Origin of the sequence: Haloarcula salina (assembly GCF_049603855.1) — an archaeon.
Lineage (GTDB): Archaea > Halobacteriota > Halobacteria > Halobacteriales > Haloarculaceae > Haloarcula > Haloarcula salina_A.
Genome location: NZ_CP187146.1, coordinates 3129548 through 3150404, shown reverse-complemented (window position 1 = coordinate 3150404; position 20857 = coordinate 3129548). Strand labels below are relative to the sequence as shown.

Genomic DNA, 20857 nt, shown 5'->3' with positions numbered 1-20857 from the left:
CGTGAGCACATGCGACGCCATCGGATCGGGACGAGCCTGTACGCGGGCGTGCTATTCGTCGTCCTCGGGGCTGTCGCGTGGGCGAGCGGCCAGCCGTTCGTCTTCCCCAGCCTCGGTCCCTCGGCGTTCGTCCTCGCCTTCGAGCGCGACGGAGACTGGAACCGTTCGTCGCGCGTCGTCGCGAGCCACCTTATCGGCGGCGTCGCCGGTCTGGCCGCGTACACGCTCCTCGCGAGCGGCGTCTCGCTGACGGCCGACCCCGCGGCGTTCTCGTCGGGCGGCCTCCACCTCGTCGCCAGCGCGACGCTCTCGCTCGTCGCCACGAGCTGGGGGATGATAGCCACCGACACCGTCCACGCGCCGGCGTGTGCGACGACGCTCATCGTCTCGCTCGGCCTGCTGTCGACGCCGGGGGAGGTCGCGGTCATCGTCCTCAGCATCGTCGTCCTCGTCGCGTTCCACCAGGCCGTGCTGTCGATGGTCCACAGAGTCGTCGGCACGCCGCCGGCCGGCTGGGTCGACGGCTGAAAAGGAACGGAGAGCCGCTGTGATCTACGCCTCGGGCAGCCGGACGGTCAGCACCGGGACCGGCGACTCGCGGACGACCGTCTCGGCGACGCTCCCGATGAGGTAGTGGTCCAGGCCGGTTCGGCCGTGAGTGCCCATCACGACGAAGTCGACCGATTCGTCCTCGGCAAAGCCGACGATTTCCGTCGTCGGGACGCCCTCTCGCGTCGCCGTCTCGACCGTCACGTCGTCGGGCAACTGCGCGACGGTGTCTTCGATGGCCTCCGCGGCGCGCTCGCGCTCGGCGTCGAGCCACGCGTCGGCGGAGAGGCCGCTCGACGGACTCTCGAAGCGATTGCGCGTGTCGACCACGGAGAGGACGTGGACGGTCGCGTCGAACTTCGAGGCGAGTTGGCCGGCGTGGGTCGCCGCGGCGTCCATGCCGTCGCTGCCGTCGGTCGGCAGGAGGATGTCGTCGTACACGGTCAGGCCACCCCCGCGGCCATCAGGAACAGCGCGACGGCGATGATCGCGAACAGGCCGCCGACGAACTTCTTGATCGTGCCCGTGTCGAGCGCCGTCGAGACGTAGGGGGCGATCTGGCCGCCGGTGACCGTCGCCGGGACCGTCCAGACGACCATGTTCCACGGCGTCGAGGCGAGATCCATCGTGTGCCCGCCGGGGACCAGCCCCCCGCCGAAGACGTGGACCACCGACGCCAGAACGGCCGTCATCGCGACGACGATGTGGTTCGTCCCGATGGCGACCCTGACGGGGACGTTCGTCCGCAGCATCGAGATGATGCCGAGTTCGCCGACGCCGAAGCCGGCGAGCCCCTGGAAGACGCCACCGACGCTGTAGTTGGCGAAGCGTTCGAGGTAGCCACCGCGCGTGTAGCCGTAGTCGTTGCCGTCGCGGTCCACGCGGGTGACGGTGCCGTCGTCGGCCGTCTCGACGCCGGCCGGACCGAGCTTGTCGTCGTCGTCGGGCATCCCCGCCCCTGGGCCGCCGTCGGCCGACACTTCCGGCTCGCCCTCGCTCGCTTCACCGGGCTCTTCGTGGCTGAGGTCGGCCTTGAACAGCAGGACAGAGGCCGCGATGAGCGCGATGCCGAGCAGTGCGTGAAACAGCGGCTCCGGAATGACGAAGGAGAGCAGCGCGCCGGCGACGACGAACGGGACGCTCCCGAGGACGAGGCTCAGCGCCAGGCGGCGGTCGACGAGGCCGTACTGGATGAACGCGAGCGCCGAACTCGACAGACCGAAGGACTCGCTGATGAGTCCGATCTTCACGAGCGTCTCCGGCGTGAGCGACTCCCCGGCGATGACCGGGAAGACGAAGATCAGGAACGGGACGAACAGCGCCGACCCGCTAATTCCAACCGTGTTGACGATGGTCGCGCCGGTGACGAACGCCAGGCACAGCCACCAGTATTCGAACCAGTAGCCGGACCCCGCGTCGGCCGGGGTCGGCGCGGCGAAGTACACGCCGACCACGAACAACAGCGGTGCGAGGAACACGAAGATGTGCTGGTACTTGAGAAACGCCTTCTGGAGGCGGCTGGACGATGACGACGTGGTCATTGAGTCGTGAGCCCAGTTTTCGAAATTGGGGTATAAATCCTTTGTCGTCTGGAACGACTCACGCGAACGTTCGTGACCGTTTCGGAGGCTGTCGCGGCGCTCCACACCTAGAGGATGCCGCCGCTGGCTGGAACCCCTAATATATCGGATACAGACTGGAATCCTTAATATCGATGGCGTGGAGTTGAATCCCTAATATTTATTTTATCCCCTGTGCTAACAACTATCGTAATGAGTTTTCCAGAAGGGCCTCTCGAGACGGACGCGCAGTCTTCCTACGACGACAGCGACGCGGTCGACCCTGCCCCGACGGACGGACTCATCGCCTCGGTAACACGACGGCTGCAGGCGTTCTCTGAACGCTGGTCGCGCCGGTACGTCGAGATGCGCGTCGACGCACAGATCGGCCGCCGGGACTGAGCGGCGACCGCGCGGCGTTTCCACGGCAGTCTTCCCGGGAGTAGCGACGTCCATTCCCCGGTCGCGGGCGACGCGTCGCTCTCCGGGATTGAGCGAACGCGAAGCGTTCGCGATGTTCGGCGGGTCCATGACTGAGCGAACGAAGTGAGCGAAGCAATGGACCCGCCGGGAAAGCACTATCCGCTCGACGCGCACAGCAGTGCGTATGGACATCGCTCGAATCGCCGTTCACGACTCGGTCGCGGCGGCCTGCCCGCCCGAAGGGGTGGCCGAATCGCTCCGCGGCCTCGACCGAGCGGTCGAGGTCGTCGGCGACGACGCCTCGTTCGACGCCCGTGACTGCGTCGTCACGTTCTCACCGCGGGATGCGTTTCTCGACGCCGCCTGGGTCCACGGCGTTCGCGCCGGCTACGACGCGTTCGACGTGGCGGCCTACGAGGCCGCCGGGACTGCCCTCACCAACAGCACCGGCATCCACGGCGACACCGTCCCCGAGACCGTCGTCGGGTTCATGACGGCGTTCGCCCGGCGGATCCACGTCTACCGCGACCGCCAGCGCGAGCGCGAGTGGCGACAGGAGCCCTACGACGCGGCCTTCACGCTCTCCGGCGAGCGGGTCTGCGTCGTCGGGCTCGGGACCATCGGCCGCGGCGTCGCCGAGCGGGCCGACGCGCTGGGCATGGACGTCGTCGGCGTCCGCCGCTCGGCCGACCCCGTCGACGGCGTCGAGCGGGTGTACGCGCCCGACGACCTGCACACCGCCGCCGCGGACGCCCGCTTCGTCGTGCTGTGCTGTCCGCTCACCGAGGAGACCGAGGGACTGGTCGACGGGGCCTTACTCGCCGAGATGCGCTCGGACGCCTACCTCGTCAACGTCGCGCGCGGCCCCGTGGTCGACGAGGACGCATTCCTCGACGCGCTCGACGCCGACGAAATCGCGGGCGCGGCGCTCGACGCGCACTGGGAGGAGCCACTCCCGTCCGACCACTCCCTCTGGGACCGCGAGTCCGTCCTCGTCACGCCCCACGTCGCCGCGGCGACGAACCGCTACCACGAGGACGTGGCGGCTCTCGTCAGGGAGAACGTCGAGCGGGTGGCCCGCGGCGACCCGCTGACGAACCGGGTCGCCTGACGCTGGGGGGCCTCCTGGCGGCGAACGGCGGGATCGAGGCCGTGCGGCGGCGTCGCTCAGGCCCCGTCGACCAGTCGCTCCAGTTGCTCGGGCGGGACCGCGCCGCGGGCGGCGTGCCCGTCGTAGGCGAAGGTCGGGACGCCGGTCACGCCCTGCCGGCGAGCCTGTGCGAACCGGTCGTGGAGTTCTGCGCGCAGGGCGTCGTCGGCGAGCGCGGCCCGGACCTCGTCGCCGTCGATGCCCGCGTCCTCGGCCAGTTCGACCAGCACGTCCGCGTCGCCGATGTCCCTGCCGTCCTGCCACAGCGCCTCGAGGACCGCCTCGTCGAATGCCAGCCACGTCTCGTAGTCGTCGTGCTCTTTGACGTAGTAGGAGACGATCTGGGCCGACAGTGAGTCGATTTCCCGCGAGAGGTCCAGTTCCATCTCGACGTCGTAGCGCTCCTGCAACCGCCGGACGCCCTGTTTGGCCTGCTCGTAGTACTCCTCGTCTTTCCCGTTGTCGACGGAGTGGTCGATCTCACCGTCGGCGTCGCGCTGCTGGCTACGCAGGTCGAACGGCTGCCAGTCGATTTCCAGGGGTTCCTCGCGTGTTGCCTGATACTGGCGCAGCGACTCGCGGCCGAGGTAACAGAACGGGCAGACGTAGTCCGAGTAGACCGTGATCCGCTCGCTCGTCTGTGTCTCACTCATGCGAACGGGTTGGCGCTACGTCCGGTTAAGCGCGGTCCCTGATCGCGCGGGTCACGAGGGTCTATATAGCTCTCATAGCAACGCATTACGCGGTGGCCGGTCCCAACCGAGTAACGACGTGACTGCCTCGAACTGCCCGAGCTGTCGGCTGCGCCGCCCACTCTGGGCTCTCGGTTCGCCCGCGGCGACGAACGAGGTGGGGCTCCGGTGACGGGCGTGTGGCGGCTGACGCGCAACCGCTACGGCCGCGCCGTCTACGACGCGCTGGCGCGGGCCGGCGTCACGGCGACCTGGATGTACGAGTACGTCAGGCCGCTCGACGCCCCGATGGAACGACCCGAGCCGACCGCGTTCACCGTCGAAGTCTGTGCACCGCCCCGCGTCGCGTCGCTCGACCCGCCCGTCGGCGAACTGCGCGACGGCGAGGCAGTCGTCGGCGCGTTCGACGGCGATACGCCGCTCGGCTACCTGTTCTGTTCCGTCGACGCGTCTCACGACATCGCGCCGCTGGACCGGACGCTGTCGTTCGACGGGGCCTATCTCCGGCGCGTGTTCGTCGATCCCGCGTCTCGGAACCGCGGCGTCGCGACGGCGCTGGTCGCCCATGCCTGCCGCCATGCGGCCGACATCGGCGCGGCGGACGCCACGGCCCTGGTCGCACTCGACAATCGCCCGTCGCGGGCGCTGTTCGAGGGGCTCGGGTTCGGTGCTCGCCGGGCCAGGCGCTACGCGGCTGTCGGTCCGCTCTCCTGGCGCTCGGTGCGGTCGGTGTGACCGGTCGGCTATCGAGGTTGGTATAGACGCACGTAGATATATAGATAAGTACTAAGTACATATTTCTCAGGCAAGATTTATACTCTGTTGGCCGGACCGTCCACGTGGGCCGATGACCGAGCCACTGCGGGAAGCGATCCAGGGCGTCCGTGACCGCGTCGACCTCGCGGACCGCCGGGTCACCGACACGACAGAGCGGACGGACATCGTGGGGCGGTTGACGGGGGCCGACTACATCAGCCTCGCAGCGCTGTTCGTCGGGTGGGCGAGCGCGCTGCTGTTTCTCCGCGGCGAACCGAACTGGGGGATTCTGGTCATGTTCTGTGCGTTCTTTCTGGACAAAGTCGACGGCTGGTACGCCCGGCGGACGGGCACGTCGTCGCCGTTCGGTCGGCAGGTCGACTCGTTCATCGACATCTTCGCGTATCTGCTCCCCGCGGCGCTCCTGTATCACGTCTCGCTCGCGCCGTCGCTCGCCGCGAGTCTCGTCGTCGGCTTTCTCATCCTCGCGTTCGGGGGGCTCCGACTGATTCGCCACAACAACGAGGGGTTCGGCTCCGATAGCGGCAGCAGCTACTACCACGGAACGACCGTCGTCCACACGAATCTCCTCGTCGTCCTGAACTACGTTCTCCTGACGTTCGTCGGCGTGTGGAACGGCTGGATCGCCGGCCTGCTCGTCGGCGTCGCCTGTCCCCTGATGGTATCGGACTACAAGGCGTACAAGACCGACGTCAGTCACGTCCTGGCCGGGCTCTCGGCCGCAGTGGCGGGTGGACTGGTACTGGCACTCGAACTCGGATACCTATGACGCGGCGACCGGCAACGGGGGACGCGTCCGGCCGGACGGTCCACGTCGACGCGCACCTCCACACGGTCGCCTCCTACGACGGACACACGACCCCGGACGAACTCGTCTCGCGCGCCGCGGAACTCGGTCTCGACGCGATCGTCGTCACCGACCACGACACGGTCGAGGGCGCACGCGTCGCAGCGTCTCTCGCCGAGGACCTGCTGGTCGTCGTCGGCTGCGAGGTGTCGACCGCCGACGGACACCTCCTCGCCATCGGCGTCGACGCCGCTCCGGAGCCGGGTCAGCCGCTCGCCGAGACCGCGCGAGCGGTCCGAGCGCGCGGCGGCGTCGCCGTCGTCCCACACCCGTTCCAGCGCTCGCGCCACGGTGCCGGTCGCGCGGCCATCGCGGGCGTCGACGGCGTCGAGGTGTACAACGCGCACACGCTGACGAACATCCGGAACAGACAGGCGGCCCGCTTCGCGGCCGCGGAGTCCTACCCCGCCTTCGGCGGAAGCGACGCGCATCGAGTCGATGGCATCGGCCGCGCGGCGACGGCGGTCGACCTCCCGCCCGATACCCCGCTGACGACCGACGCGCTGCTCGCGGCGATGCGGGCCGGCCGGACGGCCGCCGTCCACCGCCGCCCGTCGCGCTCGCGCTACCTCACGAAAGTCGTCGAAAACGCCACGCGGAAGACGCTGGCGCTGCTCTGACCGTGTCCCCTTCCGAGTCGTCGGACGGCGAGCCGACCCGCTTTTTCAGGTCCAGAGCGGCGCGTCGCGACGCCGCCGTCAGGGGAACGGCGCTACTCGCGCTGTTCGTCGCGCTCGGCGTCGGCCTGCACGCCGCCGTCCCGCGCCTCTTCGACCCGACCTGGCTGCGGCGGCAGGTCGCCGCGTTCGGCGCGTTCGCCCCGCTCGCGTTCGTGGCGCTGCAGGCCGGCCAGGTGCTTCTGGCCCCGATTCCCGGGCAGGTGCTGGGCGGCGTCGGCGGCTACCTCTTCGGCGTCGTCGACGGGACGCTGTACAGCCTGCTCGGCGTCACACTCGGGAGCACGGCGGCGTTCTCGCTGGCCCGCCGCTACGGCCGGCCCTACGTCGAGGGGGTGATGCGGCCCGAGGCTCTCGCGCGCTGGGACCGATTCCTCGAACGGAACGGCCTCGTCGGCCTGTTCGTCCTCTTTCTCCTCCCGACGTTCCCGGACGACCTGCTGTGTTTCGTCGCGGGGCTCTCCGACCTGCGTCTGCGGACGTTTCTCGCGCTCGTCGTGGTCGGCCGCACGCCGTCGTTCCTCGCGGCGGCGTACGCGGGTCAGTCGCTGGCCGGCGACCGAGTCGGCTCGTTCGCCCTCGTCGTCGCGGCGCTCGCCGCGCTTTCGGTCGCCGTGTTCGTCCTGCGCGACCGCCTCGTCTCGCTGTTCGCCGACCCAGAACCCGGCGAGTGAGCGGCGCGCGCAGTATTTATCTCTCCCGAGCCGAATGTAGCGGTCAGTAGACGATGATGGCGACGACGCACGCGTTCACCACGGTCGCCCTCGCGGCGCTCGCCGCCCCCGCGCTCTCGGAGTACGCCGCCCCGCCGCTGGTGCTCGCCGCGGCCTTCGTCGGCGGCCTCGCGCCCGACGCCGACCTGCTCGCCACCCACCGGAAGTCGCTTCACTTCCCGGCGTATTTCTCTGTCCTCGCCGCTGTTCTGGGAGCCGCTGCGCTCGCGACGGGCACCGCGGCGCTCGTCCTGTGTACCGTCGCCGTCGCCGCGGCGGCCGTCCACTCGCTGTCGGACGTGTTCGCCGGCAGCCCCGAGGCCGAACCCTGGAACCCGACGAGAGACGTGGCGGTGTACAACCACCTCCTCGGCCGGTGGCACCGCCCGCGCCGGTACGTCCGGTACTCGGGCGCGCCGGAGGACTTTCTGCTCGCCGCGGTCGGTGCCGGCGTCGCCGTCGCCTCGCCCGCGACGCCCGGGCCGGTCGACGGCGCGCTCCTCGCCCTGCTCGCGGTCACCGGACTGTACTCCCTGTCGCGCAAGCACCTCGCCGCCGTCGCTGCGGCGGTCGGCTCGATCGCGCCCGGCGTGCTCCCGTCCGTCGCCGTCGAGGAAGCTGACGACGGCGGGTCGCGGCTGGCCATCCGGTTCCGGTAGCCCGACGCTCACTCCAGGACCGTCACGTCGTTGACCTCGAAGCGCGCGCCGCCGTCGGCGGACTCCGTGATGCGGATGTCCCAGCCGTGGTCCTCGACGATCTGCTTGCCGATGGCGAGGCCCAGTCCGGTCCCGTCTTCGGCCGACGACCGGCCGAGATCGAACGCCTCGCCGCGGATGTCGTCTGCGAGCCCCGGGCCGTCGTCGGCGACGAAGAATCCGGCCCCGTCGTCCAGCGCTCCGACGGTGACCGTCACCTCACCGTCGGCCGCGCCGTCGTCGCTCGACGCGGTCCGCCCGTGGTCGAGCGCGTTCTGCAGGAGGTTCTCGAGCAACTGCCTGAACCTGACGTAGTTGGCCTCGACCGTCAGGTCGGTGTCGACGACGAGCGTCGCGCCCGCGGTGTCGAGCGTCTGCCAGCAGTTCCGCGTGCAGTCGGGCAGCGATATCGCCGCGACCGCCATGTTCGCCTCCTCCCCGTCCGTGGCCATCGCCAGCAGTCCGTCGATCAGCTGTCTCATCCGTTCGACGGCGTTCCGACAGCGCTCGAAGTGCTCCGGCTCTCCGGTCTCCTCCGCGAGGTACAGTGCCCCCTGGAGCACGCTCAGGGGATTGCGGAGGTCGTGGCTGACGAACCTGGCGAACGTCTCCAGGCGCTCGTTCTGCCGTCGGAGGCGCTCCTCGCGTTCCTTCCGGTCGGTGATGTTCTGTGCGACCGCCATTCCCGAGACGATGTCGCCGTCGCTGTCGCGGATCGGGAACGTCTGGACGTGGTAGTACCGTCCCTTGAAACTGTCTTCGAACGACTGGCGCTCACCGTCGAGGGCCGCCTCGTAGGCCGATTCGAGGAGCGCGGCGTTCTCCGGCGGAAACACCTCTGACGGGCGACGCCCGAGCATCTGCTCCTCCGAGAGGCCGACCGCCTCCACGTCGACGCCGCCCGCGGCGGTGAACCGACACTCCTCGTCGAACAGGAAGACGCCGCCGTTGGGGAACGCCTCGACGAGCCCCTCGTAGCGCTCTCTGGTCGCTTCGAGTTCCCGCTCGCGGCGCTTTCGCTCGCTCGTATCTCGGAAGAACACGGATAGTCCGTCCTCGTCCGGATACGCGGTGACGGTGTACCAGCCGTCGAGCGGATCGCAGTCCGTCTCGACCGTCGTCGGTTCCACCGCGTCCGCCGCCGATCGAAGCGCGTCCTCGACGGGCGATCCGCGCAGGTCCGGGACGGCGTCCCAGAGGTGCTGGCCCGTGACTCTGTCCCGCGCGACGCCCAACTGTGTCGCGCCGGCCCCGTTGACGAACTCGACTTCCCACGCCCGGCTCAGGACGAGGAAGCCGTCGCTGACGCGCTCACAGCTCCGGCGGAGTCGTCGCTCCCTCGCTGCCGCGGCCCGCTCTGACCGGTGTCGTTCGACGGCGTCCCGGACGCGCTCGGCGAGGGCGGCGAAACCGTCGTCGCCGCCCTTCTGCAGGTAGTCGGTGACGCCGGCGGCGATGGCTTCGCTCGCGACCGCCTCGCTCCCGTTCCCGGTGAACAGCACGAACGGCAGCCGTGGGTGGTCCTCGCGGACGCGTCGGAGGAACTCGATACCGCTCCCGGTCGGCAACTGGTAGTCGCTGACGACGCAGTCGACGTCGCGCTCGGCGAGTCGCGCTCTCGCTTCGTCTTGCCCGGTCGCGGTGACGACCTCGAAGCGGCCGTCCTCGCGTTCGAGGTACCGCTCGACGCGCCCCCCGTGCTCGGGGCCGTCGACGTAGAGGACGCTGATCCGGTCAGCCGCGGACTCGGCCGGGGGCTGCTCCGCGGGACCCGTCTCAGGGGGCGGCATTGCCAGTCAATGTCAGGCACCTACCATAACACTTACCCTAATTTCAACGGTCTGAAACGCCGGTCCACGAACCGGATCCAGTCGCGGCTGCGGTCGCACGACGCCGGCCCAGTCTCACGGCCGCTCGACCGCTGACTGTACCGTTCTCACGCGTGAGACGAGTGCGTCCGCGTCGGCCGCGAGCACCATCGCGCTCGCCTCGACGCCCACGTCGCCGCGGTCGATGACCGCGACCGGCGTCTCCTCGCTGGCCTCGAACGCGCGGCCGACGTCCCAGCGAGTCGTCTCGGCCGCGCGACCGTCGGTCGACCGCTCGGCGGGGTCGTACGACGGCACGGCCCCGCCCAGTTCGCCGAGCGCGTCCTCGACGGCCTCGGTCAGTCGGCAGTTGACGGCGAAGCGGACGGCGGGGTCGTGTTCGCGCGCCGCGAGCAGGAAGCGCGCGACCGTCGTCGACGCGCCGAAGCGGACGCCGCGGTTCGGGCGCACGCCGTCCATCGTCCGCGTGATGCGGCCCTCGACGGCGGCGACCGCGTCCGGCGTCTCCGCATAGGGAGTCGCCCCGGCGACGGTCATGCCCACCTCGGGGACCAGCGGGGACACGTCCGCCTCGACGAGCGCCGAGACGGCGCGCTCGACCGCCTCGCTCGTCTGGTGGCGGGCGGCCTCGTTACGCGTCTGGACGAGGTGGTGGACCGCACCCGGTCCTTCGCCCACGTCGAGGTTGTAGCGGACCGCGCTCGAAAGCAGGTCGATGCCGCTCGCGACGGCCTCGGTCCGGTCGTCGCCGTGGGCCAGTCGGGTGGCGATGGCCGACGAGAGCGTACAGCCGGAGCCGTGGGTCGCCTCGGTGTCCACCCGGTCGTGGCGGAACGTCGTCACCTCGCCGTCGGTCACGAGCGTGTCGACCACGGCGTCGCCGGGGACGTGCCCGCCCTTCACGAGGGCGCTGTCGGCCCCCATCGCTACGAGGTCGCGGCCGGCCGCCTCGGCGGCGTCGGGGTCGTCGACCTCGCGGTCGGTCAGCACGGCGGCCTCGTCGGCGTTGGGCGTGACCACCGACGCCGCCGCGATCAGGTCCTCGTAGGCCGCCTCGGCCTCGGGTTCGAGCAGGCGGTCGCCCGAGGCCGCCACCATCACCGGGTCAACGACGAGGTTCGGCAGGTCGTCGGCGTACTCGACGACCAGTTCGACGACGTCGCTCGTCGCGAGCATCCCCGTCTTGACCGCGGCCACGTCGAAGTCCTCGAGCACCGCGGTCAACTGGGACTCGATGTCTTCCAGGGGAAGCAGGTGCTGGCCCTGCACGCCAGTCGTGTTCTGTGCCGTGACGCTGGTGATCGCGCTCGTCCCGAAGCCGCCGCCGGCCTCGATGGTCTTCAGGTCGGCCTGGATGCCCGCGCCGCCGCCGGAGTCGCTCCCGGCGATGGTCAGGACGACCGGCGGCGCGACCGGTGCGTCGGCTCGTGTCATACGCGTGGGCTGTGCCGGCGACCCCAAAGCGATGCTGGTCTCGACCGCGCCGGAGGTTACTGCCTTCGAACCCAGTATATTCGACCCCACGATCCTAGTATGCTAATAATACTCCATATCACATTTGAGAAACGCTTATGTTTGCCTGTCGCAGAACACCGACCGTACGACAATGGAACCGGCATCGAGCGATACCAACGATTCCGACGAGCAGTACGGCAGCTTCACCACCGGCGGCGGCGACGTCGTCGTCTACGACACCGACAACCCCACGGCATGGCTCCAGTCCAGCTATGCGGTACAGATCGGACCCTCGTCGGAACCGAAATCGGCCTGACTTTTCCGCCACCCGCTTCCGGCGGCTACTGTAACACGGAGGACCGCCCGGTCACGTGACGACGCGCGAGCGGTGCGTGTGATCTCACTCCTCGGACTGCTTGCCCATGTACTCCTCGAACGTCCCCCAGAAGGGGTCCACGCCGGGGTGGTCCGTGGGCTCGCCGTCGACCACCAGTCCGCTGCCGGCAGTGACCTCGCCGGCCGCGGCGGCCGGGATGCCTTCCTCGGCGAGCGCCGCGAGCACGTCGTCGACGCCCGCCGGGTCGACCGCCGCGAGCAGGGTCCCCTCGCTGATCGAGATCCACGGGTCGATATCGAAGAACTCGCAGGCCGCTTCGACGCCCGGCTGCATCGGGACGCGGTCGGTCTCCAGTTCGATGCCCACGTCGGCGGCGCGCGCCATCTCGTAGAGGCCGCCGTAGATGCCACACTCGGTGGCGTCGTGCATCGCCGTCACCGGCCCGGCCGCAGCGGCCGTCAGCGCGTCCCGGACGGGGCTCATGTCGTAGAAGCGGTCGGTGGCGTCGTCGACCGCGGCCCCGTCCAGTTCCTCGCGCATGAGCGACTCGAACTGGATCGACAGCAGCCCCGTCGCCTCGATGGCCGGCCCCTTCGTGACGACGATCTCGTCGCCGACCGACGCGCCGTCCGGCCGGACGAGGTCCGCGAAGTCGCCGACTGACACGGCGGTCCCGCCGCCGACCATCGGGTAGTTACAGCCCGCGTAGCGGCCGGTGTGGCCGGTGACGACCGAGACGCCCAGGTCGCGGGCCTCCGCGTCGAACGTCTCCCACACCGTGCGGAACTGCTCGTCGGTGATCTCCGGCGGGAGGTTGAAGTCGACCGAGAGGTGCGTCGGCGACAGCCCGGAGACGGCCACGTCGCTCATGAGAATGTGGAACGCGAACCAGGCGGCCCGCTCGAACCCGAGCGACGGCAGTACGAAGACGGGGTCGCTGGCCATCGCGGCCGCCGTCCCGTCGATATCCACGACTCCGAAGTCGACGCCGTGTTGGGGGCCCAGCGTCACGTCGTCGCGGTCGGCCCCGAGGTTCGGGTAGATGTACTCGTCGAAGAACGTGCGGTCGGCTTTGCCGAGATCTGGCATGGCCCGGCCTATTCGCCGGTGGTACTAAGCGGTGGCCATCCGTCAGCCGACGGAGATCATCGCGATGCCGAGGATGGCCAGCCCCGCGGCGGCCAGGCGGGCGCGGAAGTGCGCCTCGTCGAGGACGATGGCGCCCAGGATCACGGCGATGATGGCCTGCCCGTTGACGATGGGCGAGACGATGCTGGCCGGAAGCTGCTGGAAGGCCAGCAGGACGACGTGGTTCGAGTAGGCGACGAACACCGCCGCGACGGCGAACTTCGGCAGGTCCGCGCGCCACGTCGCCGGCACGCCGTACCGGGGCGCGAACGGGGCCATCAGCACGGCGATGCCGACTCCCATTACCGGGATGTACGTCGTCGGCTCGATCGCCAGTTCCTGCATCAGCACCCGCTTGCCAACGTCGACGAACGCGAACGTGGCGGCCGACAACAGTGCCAGTTGTGCGGGCCGGGACTGCCAGGCTCGTCTGAGTGGGGCCAGAAGTGCCGTCCCCTGCCAGTTGGCGACGTAGACCGCGACCGTGGCGACGAGCACGCCGGCGATCTGGAGCGGCGACAGGTGCTGTCCCAGGAGTCCGACTTCCAGCGGGAGCACGAACACGGGGACGATCTTGCTGATCGGCGAGACGTACGACACCTCGCCGATGCGGATCGCCCGGAACAGGGTAAGTAGGCCGATGGCCGTGATGCCGGTCACGGCGAGTATCGACGTGAGGACGCTGACGCGATTCCCCGCCGGAAGGAACGGCGCGTCGGCGACGGCGACGACCGGGAGGTAGACGACGGGGACGAGGAGATACGTGATGAGCAGGAACACTGGGGACGGGTAGCCGGTGAACCACCGCTTCATCACGAACAGGTACACGCCGAACAGCAGCGCGGAGAGGGCGGCGTAGGCGATTCCGACGTTCACACTCGAACGCGGCGGGCCGGGGGCAAGAGCCGTTCGCTTCGCGTCCGTTGCCGACGCCGACTCGTGAGCAGTGTGGCGTCCGTCACCGCCGACGCGCGAGCAACGCGGCCGCCGCCACCGCGAGCAGCGCGAGGGCGACGGTGAAGCCGTCGCCGCGGCCATTCGTCGTCCGCTCGACGGTCGTAGTGGGCGCGGGAGTCCGCGTCGGCTCGGCCGTCGCCGGGGTGACGGTCACGTCGACACTCGGGCCGGCGTCGCGGCCGTTTCCGGCAGACAGCGAGACGGTTCCGGGCCGCGACAGCGTCACCGGCTGCGTCACTCGCGTCGTCGTCCGCGGCGCGAGCGACACCTGGTGCTGGGCGACCGCCGTCTCGTTCTGGGTGAATACGACGGTCGCCGCCGCCGGCACGTCGCCGTCGTTCGCGACGGTCGCGGTCACCGTCACGGACTCGCCTTGCCTGACCGTCAGCGAACTGACCGCCACCTCGGTCACGGTGGCCTGGCCCGGGTCCGTCACCACCACCGTCACGCGCTCGCCGTCGACGCTGACCTCGTATCGGCCGGGGTCGGTGAACGTGTGCGACAGCGGGACGACGACGCGCTCGCCGGCCGCGAGCTGCCCCTGCTCAGCGGCCACGGCCGTCCCGTTGACCGCGAGCGAGGCGTTGTACGCGCCCGCCGCCCCGCCGGCGTTCTCGACGACCACGTCGACGACGAGCGTCTCGCCGGTCACGAGGCGGATCGGCTCGCTTCCGCCGACCGGCGCGCCGGGTCGGTACGGACCGCCCGCACGGTAGGCGTCGCGCTGGTCGACCGGCGGGAGGCTGTATCCGATGCGGGCGGGGATTTCACCGAACAACCGCTGGTGGGTGGTCTGGTTCCACACCGGCGTTGCCGCTGTCGTCTCGGTGTAGCGAACCGTGTCGTTCCGGGCGGGCGCGCCGCCGGCGGCCTCGACCTCGGCGAGCAACTGCGCTTGCGTGACGGGCTCCTGTCGGCCGTTGAGCCCGCGCGCTACGTTCTGGAACGTCCGGTTTCGACCGGTCTCGGCGCGGATTCGTCGGTCGATCTGTCCGGCGGCCAGCCCGCCCTTGTTGTAGTTCGCGTTCGCGGTCCAGCTGTCGGGGTCCGCGAGGGCGACGTCGTCGTAGACGGACCGCGTCCCGAGCGACAGCCGCGAGCGAAACGACGCGAAGTCGATTCGGTCCTGCTCCAGCGTCAGTGCGGCGGCGTAGTACGTCGCCATCCCTTCCGTGAGCCAGCGCGTCTCCCGCGTCGGCGTGAACGACTGCCTGGTGTGGACGTACTCGTGGAGCCAGACGTTGTTCGCCGAACTGAGCCGGCGGTCGGACTGGATCCACATGTCCGAGTCGCCGAGCTGGAACCCCGCGACGCCCCACGGGACCGCCGTCGAGGGGGCGGCGACGACGAACACGCGCTCGTCCCGGTCGCCGATGCGCAGGGCGTTCGACGCGTTCGTCAGCGAGTCGAGGACGGCGATGGGCGAGGACACCATCGTCGTGCGCTCCGGGACGACGAGTTCGATGGTCTGGTTGTGCGCGGTCCGCTCGAACGTCGCGACCTCGCCGAGGTAGACGAGTTCCTCGCCGGCCGCGCCCGGCCCGGCCGTCTCGACGGTCCGGTTGAATCTGACCGGGTCCTGTCCGACGTAGCGCCACCGCGTCGGCGTCCGCGACCGGGTCAGCAGCGCCCACTCGCCGGCGTCGACGCTGACGTATCTCCCGTCCGCGCCCTCCGGGCCGCTCTTGCTGACCGTCCGATTGGGGTTGATGCGGTAGCGGATCACCGCGCGGGTCGTCTCCTCGTCCCACTCGTAGGCGGTCGCGTTGACGCGGCGGAAGCCGTCGGCCTCGGTCACGGTCGCGCCATCGGGGACCCGCGTGTCGAGTCCCACGACCCGGTCGGGGATCTCGTAGGTCAGTCGCACCGCCACTCGGCCCGGCTCCTCGGTGATGCGTGCGTAGGTCTGGGTCTGGCGGATCTCGTCACCGTCGGTCTGGGCCACCGCCGTGTCGCTCGCGGCCGCGTCCCGACTGGCGGGCGTCGCGGCGACCGACCGCGCGACCGCCGTGTCACCGTGCCGTCGCGTCGTGATCGGCGCGATATCAGCGCTCCCCGCTCGGACCCCGGCCCGGTCGCTCCGGTTCGCCGTCTGTCGGTCGGGGGACTCCGGCCGGTCGCCCGCCGCGGTTTCGGCGGCGACCGCCGCCTCAACTTGGTCGACCGCGGGACCGTCGACCGCCACAGGTTCCGCGGCCGACAGCGCCGTGGCTCGCGGCGGGACGACGCCGCCGACGAGGAGGACCACTACGAGCCCGACGGTCAGCCACCGCCGGGTGAGGGCGTGCATTGAGAACAGTTATCGCCTCGTGGTTGAAATAGCTGACCGCCGTCTATGCGGGTTGGTAACACTGTACTATGTGTGCTGCGGGTGTCTCCGCCGGTATTTCTCACGACGGCATTCGAGCGCCGTGGCAGTCGCTCGACGCGGAGCTATCGCGAGAACCGTTACAGTCTGGAGTTCAGGCGACGTTGAAGCCCTTGTCGCGGAGGAAATCCTCGACGCGGCCGGTGTGGTTGCCCTGGAGCTCTATCTGTCCGTCCTCGACGGTGCCGCCGCAGGCGAACTTCGACTTGAGGTCCGAGGACAGCGAGTCCATGTCGACGTCTTTCGGGTCGAATCCCTCGATGATCGTTACCTCCTTTCCGTAACGGCGCTCGTCGATGCGGATGTTGATCTCCTGGGACTCTTTGGCGACGTCCTCACAGACGCAGAGCTCCTCAGGCAGCCCGCACGTCGAGCAGACTTCCGACATTACAATCGCGCCTACGAACACGACCTATTAAACACTGTCGGGGACAGGCCGGGCTTACCGATCCGAAACGACGGTATCGGCGATTTCGACGGCCTCGTCGGCCATCTCCTCGGTCACTTCACCGCCGTAGCGGACCCACTCCCGGAGCGACGCCAGCCGACGGACGCGCTCGTCCGCGCCGACCGCGTCGAGGTACGCCCGCACCGTCTCCCCGCTGTGTCGGTTCCGGTGGCGCTTCGAGAGGACGTACATGACCCGCTGGAACGCCCGTTCCACGTCGGTCTCCGGGTCCTCTCGGCGCTGATAGCGCAGCCACACCGCGCGGTAGGCCCGTTCGCTCAGACCCGAGCGGCGTGCGCCGGCCGCGACGCCGAGCAGCGCGACCACGCCGAGCGCGGCCTCCTCGCGCGAGGGGAGGTCCGGCAGGCCGAGGCCCGCCCCGCCACCGTCCGTTCCGGTCGCGTCTCCCGGGTCGGCGGTACCGGCCTCGGTGGGCGTAGGGGTCGGCGTCGGCGTGGTGCCCTCGTCGCGCTCGGTCAGCGGCACCGGCGTGGGGGTCGGCGTCGGCGTGAACTCCGACACCGGCGTCCCATCGGCGACCGATGGCCCGCTCGCGTTCGCCTCCTCGATGCGCTGCTGTCTGATCTCCTCGCGCGGGCCCGAGGGCGTCGGGTCGAACTCCACCCAGCCGTGGTCGGGGAAGTACGCCTCGACCCACGCGTGGGAGTTGAGCCCGCGGATCACCCACTCGTTCTGGCCGGTCCGCTGGCCGGTGGTGTAGCCGACGGTGAACCGCGCCGGGATGCCCTGGGTCCTGAGCATCGCCACCATCGTCGTCGCGAAGTAGACGCAGTACCCCTCGTCCATCTCGAAGAGGAAGCTGTCGGCGACGCTGTAGTCCGGCCGGTCGACCGAGAGCGAGTACCCCTTCTCCTCCTGGAGCCAGCGCTCGACGACCAGCGCCGTCTCGTAGGGGTTCTCGGCGTTGGCGGTGAGGATCGACGTGCGCTCGGCGACGCGATCCGGCGTACTGTCCGGGAGCTGCGTGTACAGTTCGGAGACCGCGTCGCCGTAGTCCGTCCCGGCCTCGCGGAGTTCGGACGGGGTCGAGACGAGCACCTCGCTCTGGACCTGGTAGCTGTCGCCGCTCGCCAGGTCGGCGTCGGGCTGGAAGCCGCCCTCGTTCGTCACCGAGATCGACGGGTCGCCCGAGTAGCGGACGGGCTTCCAGGCGGCCGGGACCGTCCCGATGGCCGACTCGGCCCGGAACTCCTGTCTGAGGGTCCGCGTCTCGCCCGGCGGCCCGTCGAGGCGGCGGTCGTCGTAGGGGCGAGGGTTCCCCGTGCGGACCCAGCCGTCCCCGGTGTACCGATCGTAGGACGCGACCCGCCAGAGCCGGGGCTCCTCGGCCTCGACGGTGAACCGCACCGCCGTCGTCAGCGAGATGTCGCCGAGGATGGAGATCGACTCGCCGGCGTCGAAGAGGCTCCCCTCGACGGTCTGGCCGCCCGAGCCGTCGTCGTAGGAGAAGGAACTGTCTCGGGCCAGCGGGAGCCGCGAGAGCGCGGCCGGCACGACGATGATCGCTGCCAGCTGTTCGAGGACGGCCCGTCGGCCGCTGTCGACGCCCTCGTCGTCCGCGGACCCGTCCCCTCGCGAGTCGGGAGCGGTGAGCGACTTCGGCCGGCGGCTCGGGTCGACCGTCTCCTCGGTCGAGAGCGTGTCCAGCGTCCCGAAACCGATGGTCGCGGCGACGCCGACGACGCCGAGCAGCGTCGTCACCACGCCCGCGTCGGTCGTCAGCGCGAAGAACGCCAGCCCCGCCCCGGCGGCGAGCGTCGACGTGACGTACCAGCGCCGGAGCGCGAAGTACCAGGTCAGGAACACCGGAGCGGGCGCGAACGACAGCACCCACAGCCTGACCTTCGCGATCTGGAGCAGCGACCGTCCGGTCAGCAGCGACACCGTGTCCGCGAGCAGCGCGGTCGGCGCGGGGTTCGTCGAGAGGCTCAGCAGGTACGCCGCGAGGCCGCCGGCGAACAGCACCGTACCGACGGCGATGGCCAGCGTGGGTCGCAGGACCCGCGCCATCGCCGTCGCGGCGACGAACGACAGCGCGGCCACGACGAGGAACAGCGCCGGCGAGCCGACCACGTCGCTGAGGTAGTACATCGTCCGCAGCGGCGCGCCGATGGCCAGCGCGACCGCGAGCAGCGCCAGCAGCCGCGACGCGCTCCAGGGCAGGCGGTCGCGGAGGCGGTTGAGCGGGCTCATCCGCCCACCTCGCTGGCGATCGGGTTGTCGCGGCTCGCGGTCACGTCCGCGAACGAGCGCTGGCGGCCGTCGACCGAGACCGTGACGCCGTCGCCGTCGGCGCGGATCGCCACGTCGGCGTCGGCCGCCCGGTCGGTTCGGCCAGCCTCGGCACGGGCGAGCGTTTCGAGCAGGCGCGTCCGGTGCGTGTCGCCGTAGCCCTTGCTCACGGCGGCGTTCGGGACGGCCAGTTCGACTGCGAGGCCGTGTTCGAGGGCCGCCATCGTTATCGTGGCCGCGGCGGCCGCCATCTCGTCTGCGCGCCCCTCGCTCGCCTCCGCGACGACAAGCAGGCCGCGGTCGCTGCGGGTGTCGGTGAACTCCTTGACCAGCAGGTCCTCGCGCTTGGCGCTCGACTTCCAGTGCACGTCCCGCAGCGAGTCGCCGTGGACGTACTCGCGCAGGCGGTCGAACGACTGGCGGTCCTCGCTCTCGGGGGTGAACGTCCGCGCGAACGCCTCCGGCCCGCCCAGTCGGTAGACCGGGGGGTACACCAGCACCTCACTCGTCTTCTCGACCGTGTACTCCCGCCGGACCAGCCCCAGCGCGTCGGTCACTGTCACGTCCACGGGACCGACGCGGTGCTCGCCGCGGGCGCCGTAGGTCACGTCGTAGCGCACCGTCGCCGGCAGGGAACGCGTGGCGCTGGCTTCGCCGTCGAGTCCCTCGGGGAGCGTGTCACTGATCGCCGCGATACCGCTGCCGTCGACGCGGAGCTCGACGCGTTTCGTCTCGCCGGGGAACCCACGGCGGAGGCGGCTGCGCTCGACGGCTGGCTCTCCGGCCCACAGGACCTGGACGGCCGCGGCGAGGACCCCGACGAGCAGCGGGCCGGCGACGGCACTCAGCCCCGGCTGGCCGAACCGGGCGCTGACGAGCAGCGCAGTGACGGCCACGGCGATGACGGCGACGCCGCGTCGTGTCGGTCTCATTCCACGTCGACGGTGTCGAGTGCCTCCGCGACGAGCGCGCCGGCGTCCTGTTCGCTGCTCTCGGTTCGGATGCGGTGGGGTAACACGACGGGCGCTTCCGTCTGGAGGTCGTCCGGGATGACGTAGCCGCGCCCGTCGAGGACCGCGCGGGCCTGAGCCGCCCGCAGCAGCGAGATGCTCCCGCGCGGGCTGACGCCCAGTTGCGCGTTCTCGCGGGTGTACCGTGCGAGCCGCGTCGCGTACGCGCGGATGGGCTCCTCGACGGTCACGTCGGCCACCGTGTCGCGGGCCGCCGACAGCGCGTCGAGGGTGGCGACAGAGGTGAGTTCCTCGATTGGATGGTGACCGACCACGTCGCCGAGCATCGCCGTCTCCTCGGCCTCCTCTGGATAGCCGAGGTGGAGCTTCGTCATGAAGCGGTCGAGTTCGGCCATCGGGAGGTCGTAGGCCCGGTTCTGCTCGACCGTGTTCTGCGTGGCGATGACGGTGAACGGCTGTGGGACGGGGTGGGTCGTCCCGTCGACCGAGACCTGCTGTTCCTCCATCGCTTCCAGCAGAGCCGACTGGGTCTTCGGAGGCGCGCGGTTGATCTCGTCGCCGAGGACGACGTTGGCGAAGATCGGACCGGGCCGAAACTCGAACTCCTGCGTTTTCTGATTGAAGACGTTGACGCCGGTCACGTCGGTCGGCAGGAGGTCCGGCGTGAACTGGACGCGCTTGAACTCGCCGTCGAAGGAGGCCGCGACGGAGCGCGCCAGCATCGTCTTTCCGACGCCGGGCACGTCTTCGAGGAGGACGTGGCCGCGCCCCAGCAGCGCGATGACGATGTGCTCGATGGCGTCGTGCTGGCCGACGATGACCTGCTCGACGTTCTCGATTACCTGGTTCGCGACCCGCGTCGCGTCACGGAGGGAACTGTCCGACTGTCGGCTTCCTGTGGTGTCCGTGTCTGTCATTGTCGTGGTCTCGTGGGACGACGTGCCGGAACGGGTGGGTAGCATATCCTGCCCGGGGCGACCAGTAAGTGTCTTGTGTGGCTGTGGCCGTGCACCGCACCGTTCTATC

General features: G+C 70.0%; 21 protein-coding genes. 9 read left to right on the top strand and 12 right to left on the bottom strand.

Features of this window, described 5'->3' with window-relative positions; translation table 11 throughout:
- The first annotated feature begins 9 nt into the window (after positions 1-9).
- Positions 10-528 (top strand): HPP family protein, encoded by a 519-nt coding sequence (locus ACOZ4I_RS16065; RefSeq protein ID WP_424001325.1) that lies wholly within the window; start codon positions 10-12, stop codon positions 526-528.
- Positions 529-552: 24 nt separating this feature from the next.
- Here ACOZ4I_RS16065 and ACOZ4I_RS16060 read toward each other — a convergent pair whose 3' ends face one another.
- Both ACOZ4I_RS16060 and ACOZ4I_RS16055 read right to left on the bottom strand, forming a co-directional pair.
- Positions 553-990, bottom strand: a complete 438-nt coding sequence (locus tag ACOZ4I_RS16060) for a universal stress protein (RefSeq protein WP_424001323.1) — start codon at positions 988-990, stop codon at positions 553-555.
- 2 nt (positions 991-992) lie between these two features.
- On the bottom strand, positions 993-2090 hold the full coding sequence (locus ACOZ4I_RS16055) for a sulfite exporter TauE/SafE family protein (protein ID WP_424001320.1): 1098 nt from the start codon (positions 2088-2090) through the stop codon (positions 993-995).
- A 231-nt stretch (positions 2091-2321) separates the two neighbouring features.
- Here ACOZ4I_RS16055 and ACOZ4I_RS16050 point away from each other — a divergent pair, with 231 nt between their 5' ends.
- Positions 2322-2510: a hypothetical protein gene (locus ACOZ4I_RS16050; RefSeq protein ID WP_424001318.1), complete on the top strand. Its 189-nt coding sequence runs from the start codon at positions 2322-2324 to the stop codon at positions 2508-2510.
- 205 nt (positions 2511-2715) lie between these two features.
- Positions 2716-3642, top strand: coding sequence for a D-2-hydroxyacid dehydrogenase (gene ddh / locus ACOZ4I_RS16045; protein ID WP_424001316.1), 927 nt, complete (start codon positions 2716-2718; stop codon positions 3640-3642).
- 56 nt (positions 3643-3698) lie between these two features.
- On the opposite strand, the gene ACOZ4I_RS16040 is transcribed toward ddh, so the two are convergent.
- The gene (locus ACOZ4I_RS16040; protein WP_424001314.1) at positions 3699-4334 is read right to left on the bottom strand and encodes a DsbA family oxidoreductase; all 636 of its coding nucleotides are present in this window, start codon (positions 4332-4334) and stop codon (positions 3699-3701) included.
- Positions 4335-4541: 207 nt separating this feature from the next.
- On the opposite strand from ACOZ4I_RS16040, the gene ACOZ4I_RS16035 reads away from it, so the two are divergent.
- The 5 genes from ACOZ4I_RS16035 (at position 4542) to ACOZ4I_RS16015 (ending at position 8046) form a co-directional block, all read left to right on the top strand.
- On the top strand, positions 4542-5108 hold the full coding sequence (locus ACOZ4I_RS16035) for a GNAT family N-acetyltransferase (protein WP_424001312.1): 567 nt from the start codon (positions 4542-4544) through the stop codon (positions 5106-5108).
- Positions 5109-5220: 112 nt separating this feature from the next.
- On the top strand, positions 5221-5919 hold the full coding sequence (locus tag ACOZ4I_RS16030) for a CDP-alcohol phosphatidyltransferase family protein (protein WP_424001310.1): 699 nt from the start codon (positions 5221-5223) through the stop codon (positions 5917-5919).
- Positions 5916-6617, top strand: a complete 702-nt coding sequence (locus ACOZ4I_RS16025; protein WP_424001308.1) for a CehA/McbA family metallohydrolase — start codon at positions 5916-5918, stop codon at positions 6615-6617. The genes ACOZ4I_RS16030 and ACOZ4I_RS16025 overlap by 4 nt, the downstream gene beginning before the upstream one ends.
- Positions 6618-6619: 2 nt before the next feature.
- On the top strand, positions 6620-7348 hold the full coding sequence (locus tag ACOZ4I_RS16020) for a TVP38/TMEM64 family protein (protein WP_424001306.1): 729 nt from the start codon (positions 6620-6622) through the stop codon (positions 7346-7348).
- A gap of 56 nt (positions 7349-7404) precedes the next feature.
- Positions 7405-8046, top strand: a complete 642-nt coding sequence (locus ACOZ4I_RS16015) for a metal-dependent hydrolase (protein ID WP_424001304.1) — start codon at positions 7405-7407, stop codon at positions 8044-8046.
- An 8-nt stretch (positions 8047-8054) separates the two neighbouring features.
- Here ACOZ4I_RS16015 and ACOZ4I_RS16010 read toward each other — a convergent pair whose 3' ends face one another.
- On the bottom strand, positions 8055-9875 hold the full coding sequence (locus ACOZ4I_RS16010; protein ID WP_424001302.1) for a PAS domain-containing protein: 1821 nt from the start codon (positions 9873-9875) through the stop codon (positions 8055-8057).
- A 114-nt stretch (positions 9876-9989) separates the two neighbouring features.
- Positions 9990-11348 (bottom strand): bifunctional hydroxymethylpyrimidine kinase/phosphomethylpyrimidine kinase, encoded by a 1359-nt coding sequence (thiD, locus tag ACOZ4I_RS16005; RefSeq protein WP_424001300.1) that lies wholly within the window; start codon positions 11346-11348, stop codon positions 9990-9992.
- Positions 11349-11520: 172 nt separating this feature from the next.
- On the opposite strand from thiD, the gene ACOZ4I_RS16000 reads away from it, so the two are divergent.
- Complete coding sequence (locus ACOZ4I_RS16000) at positions 11521-11685, top strand: DUF7331 family protein (protein WP_424001298.1); 165 nt, start codon at positions 11521-11523, stop codon at positions 11683-11685.
- A gap of 84 nt (positions 11686-11769) precedes the next feature.
- On the opposite strand, the gene ACOZ4I_RS15995 is transcribed toward ACOZ4I_RS16000, so the two are convergent.
- The 7 genes from ACOZ4I_RS15995 to ACOZ4I_RS15965 all read right to left on the bottom strand — a co-directional run bounded on the left by ACOZ4I_RS15995 (position 11770) and on the right by ACOZ4I_RS15965 (position 20748).
- The gene (locus tag ACOZ4I_RS15995) at positions 11770-12795 is read right to left on the bottom strand and encodes an AIR synthase family protein (protein WP_424001296.1); all 1026 of its coding nucleotides are present in this window, start codon (positions 12793-12795) and stop codon (positions 11770-11772) included.
- A gap of 42 nt (positions 12796-12837) precedes the next feature.
- Positions 12838-13710, bottom strand: coding sequence for an EamA family transporter (locus tag ACOZ4I_RS15990; RefSeq protein WP_424001294.1), 873 nt, complete (start codon positions 13708-13710; stop codon positions 12838-12840).
- An 82-nt stretch (positions 13711-13792) separates the two neighbouring features.
- Entirely contained in the window at positions 13793-16081 is a 2289-nt protein-coding gene (locus ACOZ4I_RS15985) for a peptidase (RefSeq protein ID WP_424001292.1), read from the bottom strand.
- 172 nt (positions 16082-16253) lie between these two features.
- Positions 16254-16547 carry a stress response translation initiation inhibitor YciH gene (yciH, locus tag ACOZ4I_RS15980; protein WP_004516073.1) on the bottom strand — a complete coding sequence of 98 codons (294 nt, stop codon included), beginning with the start codon at positions 16545-16547 and terminating at the stop codon, positions 16254-16256.
- 54 nt (positions 16548-16601) lie between these two features.
- Positions 16602-18821 (bottom strand): transglutaminase domain-containing protein, encoded by a 2220-nt coding sequence (locus ACOZ4I_RS15975; protein ID WP_424001289.1) that lies wholly within the window; start codon positions 18819-18821, stop codon positions 16602-16604.
- Entirely contained in the window at positions 18818-19792 is a 975-nt protein-coding gene (locus ACOZ4I_RS15970) for a DUF58 domain-containing protein (RefSeq protein WP_424001287.1), read from the bottom strand. The genes ACOZ4I_RS15975 and ACOZ4I_RS15970 overlap by 4 nt, the downstream gene beginning before the upstream one ends.
- Entirely contained in the window at positions 19789-20748 is a 960-nt protein-coding gene (locus tag ACOZ4I_RS15965) for an AAA family ATPase (RefSeq protein ID WP_424001285.1), read from the bottom strand. Before ACOZ4I_RS15965 ends, ACOZ4I_RS15970 begins: the two co-directional genes overlap by 4 nt.
- Between the last annotated feature and the right edge of the window lie 109 nt (positions 20749-20857).

What these genes read in the sequence shown, in the direction of transcription:
- ACOZ4I_RS16065 (WP_424001325.1), top strand. Translation starts at nt 10, where the DNA reads ATGCGACGCCATCGGATCGGGACGAGCCTGTACGCGGGCGTGCTATTC.
- ACOZ4I_RS16055 (WP_424001320.1), bottom strand. Translation starts at nt 2,090, where the DNA reads ATGACCACGTCGTCATCGTCCAGCCGCCTCCAGAAGGCGTTTCTCAAG.
- ACOZ4I_RS16050 (WP_424001318.1), top strand. Translation starts at nt 2,322, where the DNA reads ATGAGTTTTCCAGAAGGGCCTCTCGAGACGGACGCGCAGTCTTCCTAC.
- ddh (WP_424001316.1), top strand. Translation starts at nt 2,716, where the DNA reads ATGGACATCGCTCGAATCGCCGTTCACGACTCGGTCGCGGCGGCCTGC.
- ACOZ4I_RS16040 (WP_424001314.1), bottom strand. Translation starts at nt 4,334, where the DNA reads ATGAGTGAGACACAGACGAGCGAGCGGATCACGGTCTACTCGGACTAC.
- ACOZ4I_RS16030 (WP_424001310.1), top strand. Translation starts at nt 5,221, where the DNA reads ATGACCGAGCCACTGCGGGAAGCGATCCAGGGCGTCCGTGACCGCGTC.
- ACOZ4I_RS16025 (WP_424001308.1), top strand. Translation starts at nt 5,916, where the DNA reads ATGACGCGGCGACCGGCAACGGGGGACGCGTCCGGCCGGACGGTCCAC.
- ACOZ4I_RS16015 (WP_424001304.1), top strand. Translation starts at nt 7,405, where the DNA reads ATGGCGACGACGCACGCGTTCACCACGGTCGCCCTCGCGGCGCTCGCC.
- ACOZ4I_RS16010 (WP_424001302.1), bottom strand. Translation starts at nt 9,875, where the DNA reads ATGCCGCCCCCTGAGACGGGTCCCGCGGAGCAGCCCCCGGCCGAGTCC.
- thiD (WP_424001300.1), bottom strand. Translation starts at nt 11,348, where the DNA reads ATGACACGAGCCGACGCACCGGTCGCGCCGCCGGTCGTCCTGACCATC.
- ACOZ4I_RS16000 (WP_424001298.1), top strand. Translation starts at nt 11,521, where the DNA reads ATGGAACCGGCATCGAGCGATACCAACGATTCCGACGAGCAGTACGGC.
- ACOZ4I_RS15995 (WP_424001296.1), bottom strand. Translation starts at nt 12,795, where the DNA reads ATGCCAGATCTCGGCAAAGCCGACCGCACGTTCTTCGACGAGTACATC.
- ACOZ4I_RS15985 (WP_424001292.1), bottom strand. Translation starts at nt 16,081, where the DNA reads ATGCACGCCCTCACCCGGCGGTGGCTGACCGTCGGGCTCGTAGTGGTC.
- yciH (WP_004516073.1), bottom strand. Translation starts at nt 16,547, where the DNA reads ATGTCGGAAGTCTGCTCGACGTGCGGGCTGCCTGAGGAGCTCTGCGTC.
- ACOZ4I_RS15975 (WP_424001289.1), bottom strand. Translation starts at nt 18,821, where the DNA reads ATGAGCCCGCTCAACCGCCTCCGCGACCGCCTGCCCTGGAGCGCGTCG.
- ACOZ4I_RS15970 (WP_424001287.1), bottom strand. Translation starts at nt 19,792, where the DNA reads ATGAGACCGACACGACGCGGCGTCGCCGTCATCGCCGTGGCCGTCACT.
- ACOZ4I_RS15965 (WP_424001285.1), bottom strand. Translation starts at nt 20,748, where the DNA reads ATGACAGACACGGACACCACAGGAAGCCGACAGTCGGACAGTTCCCTC.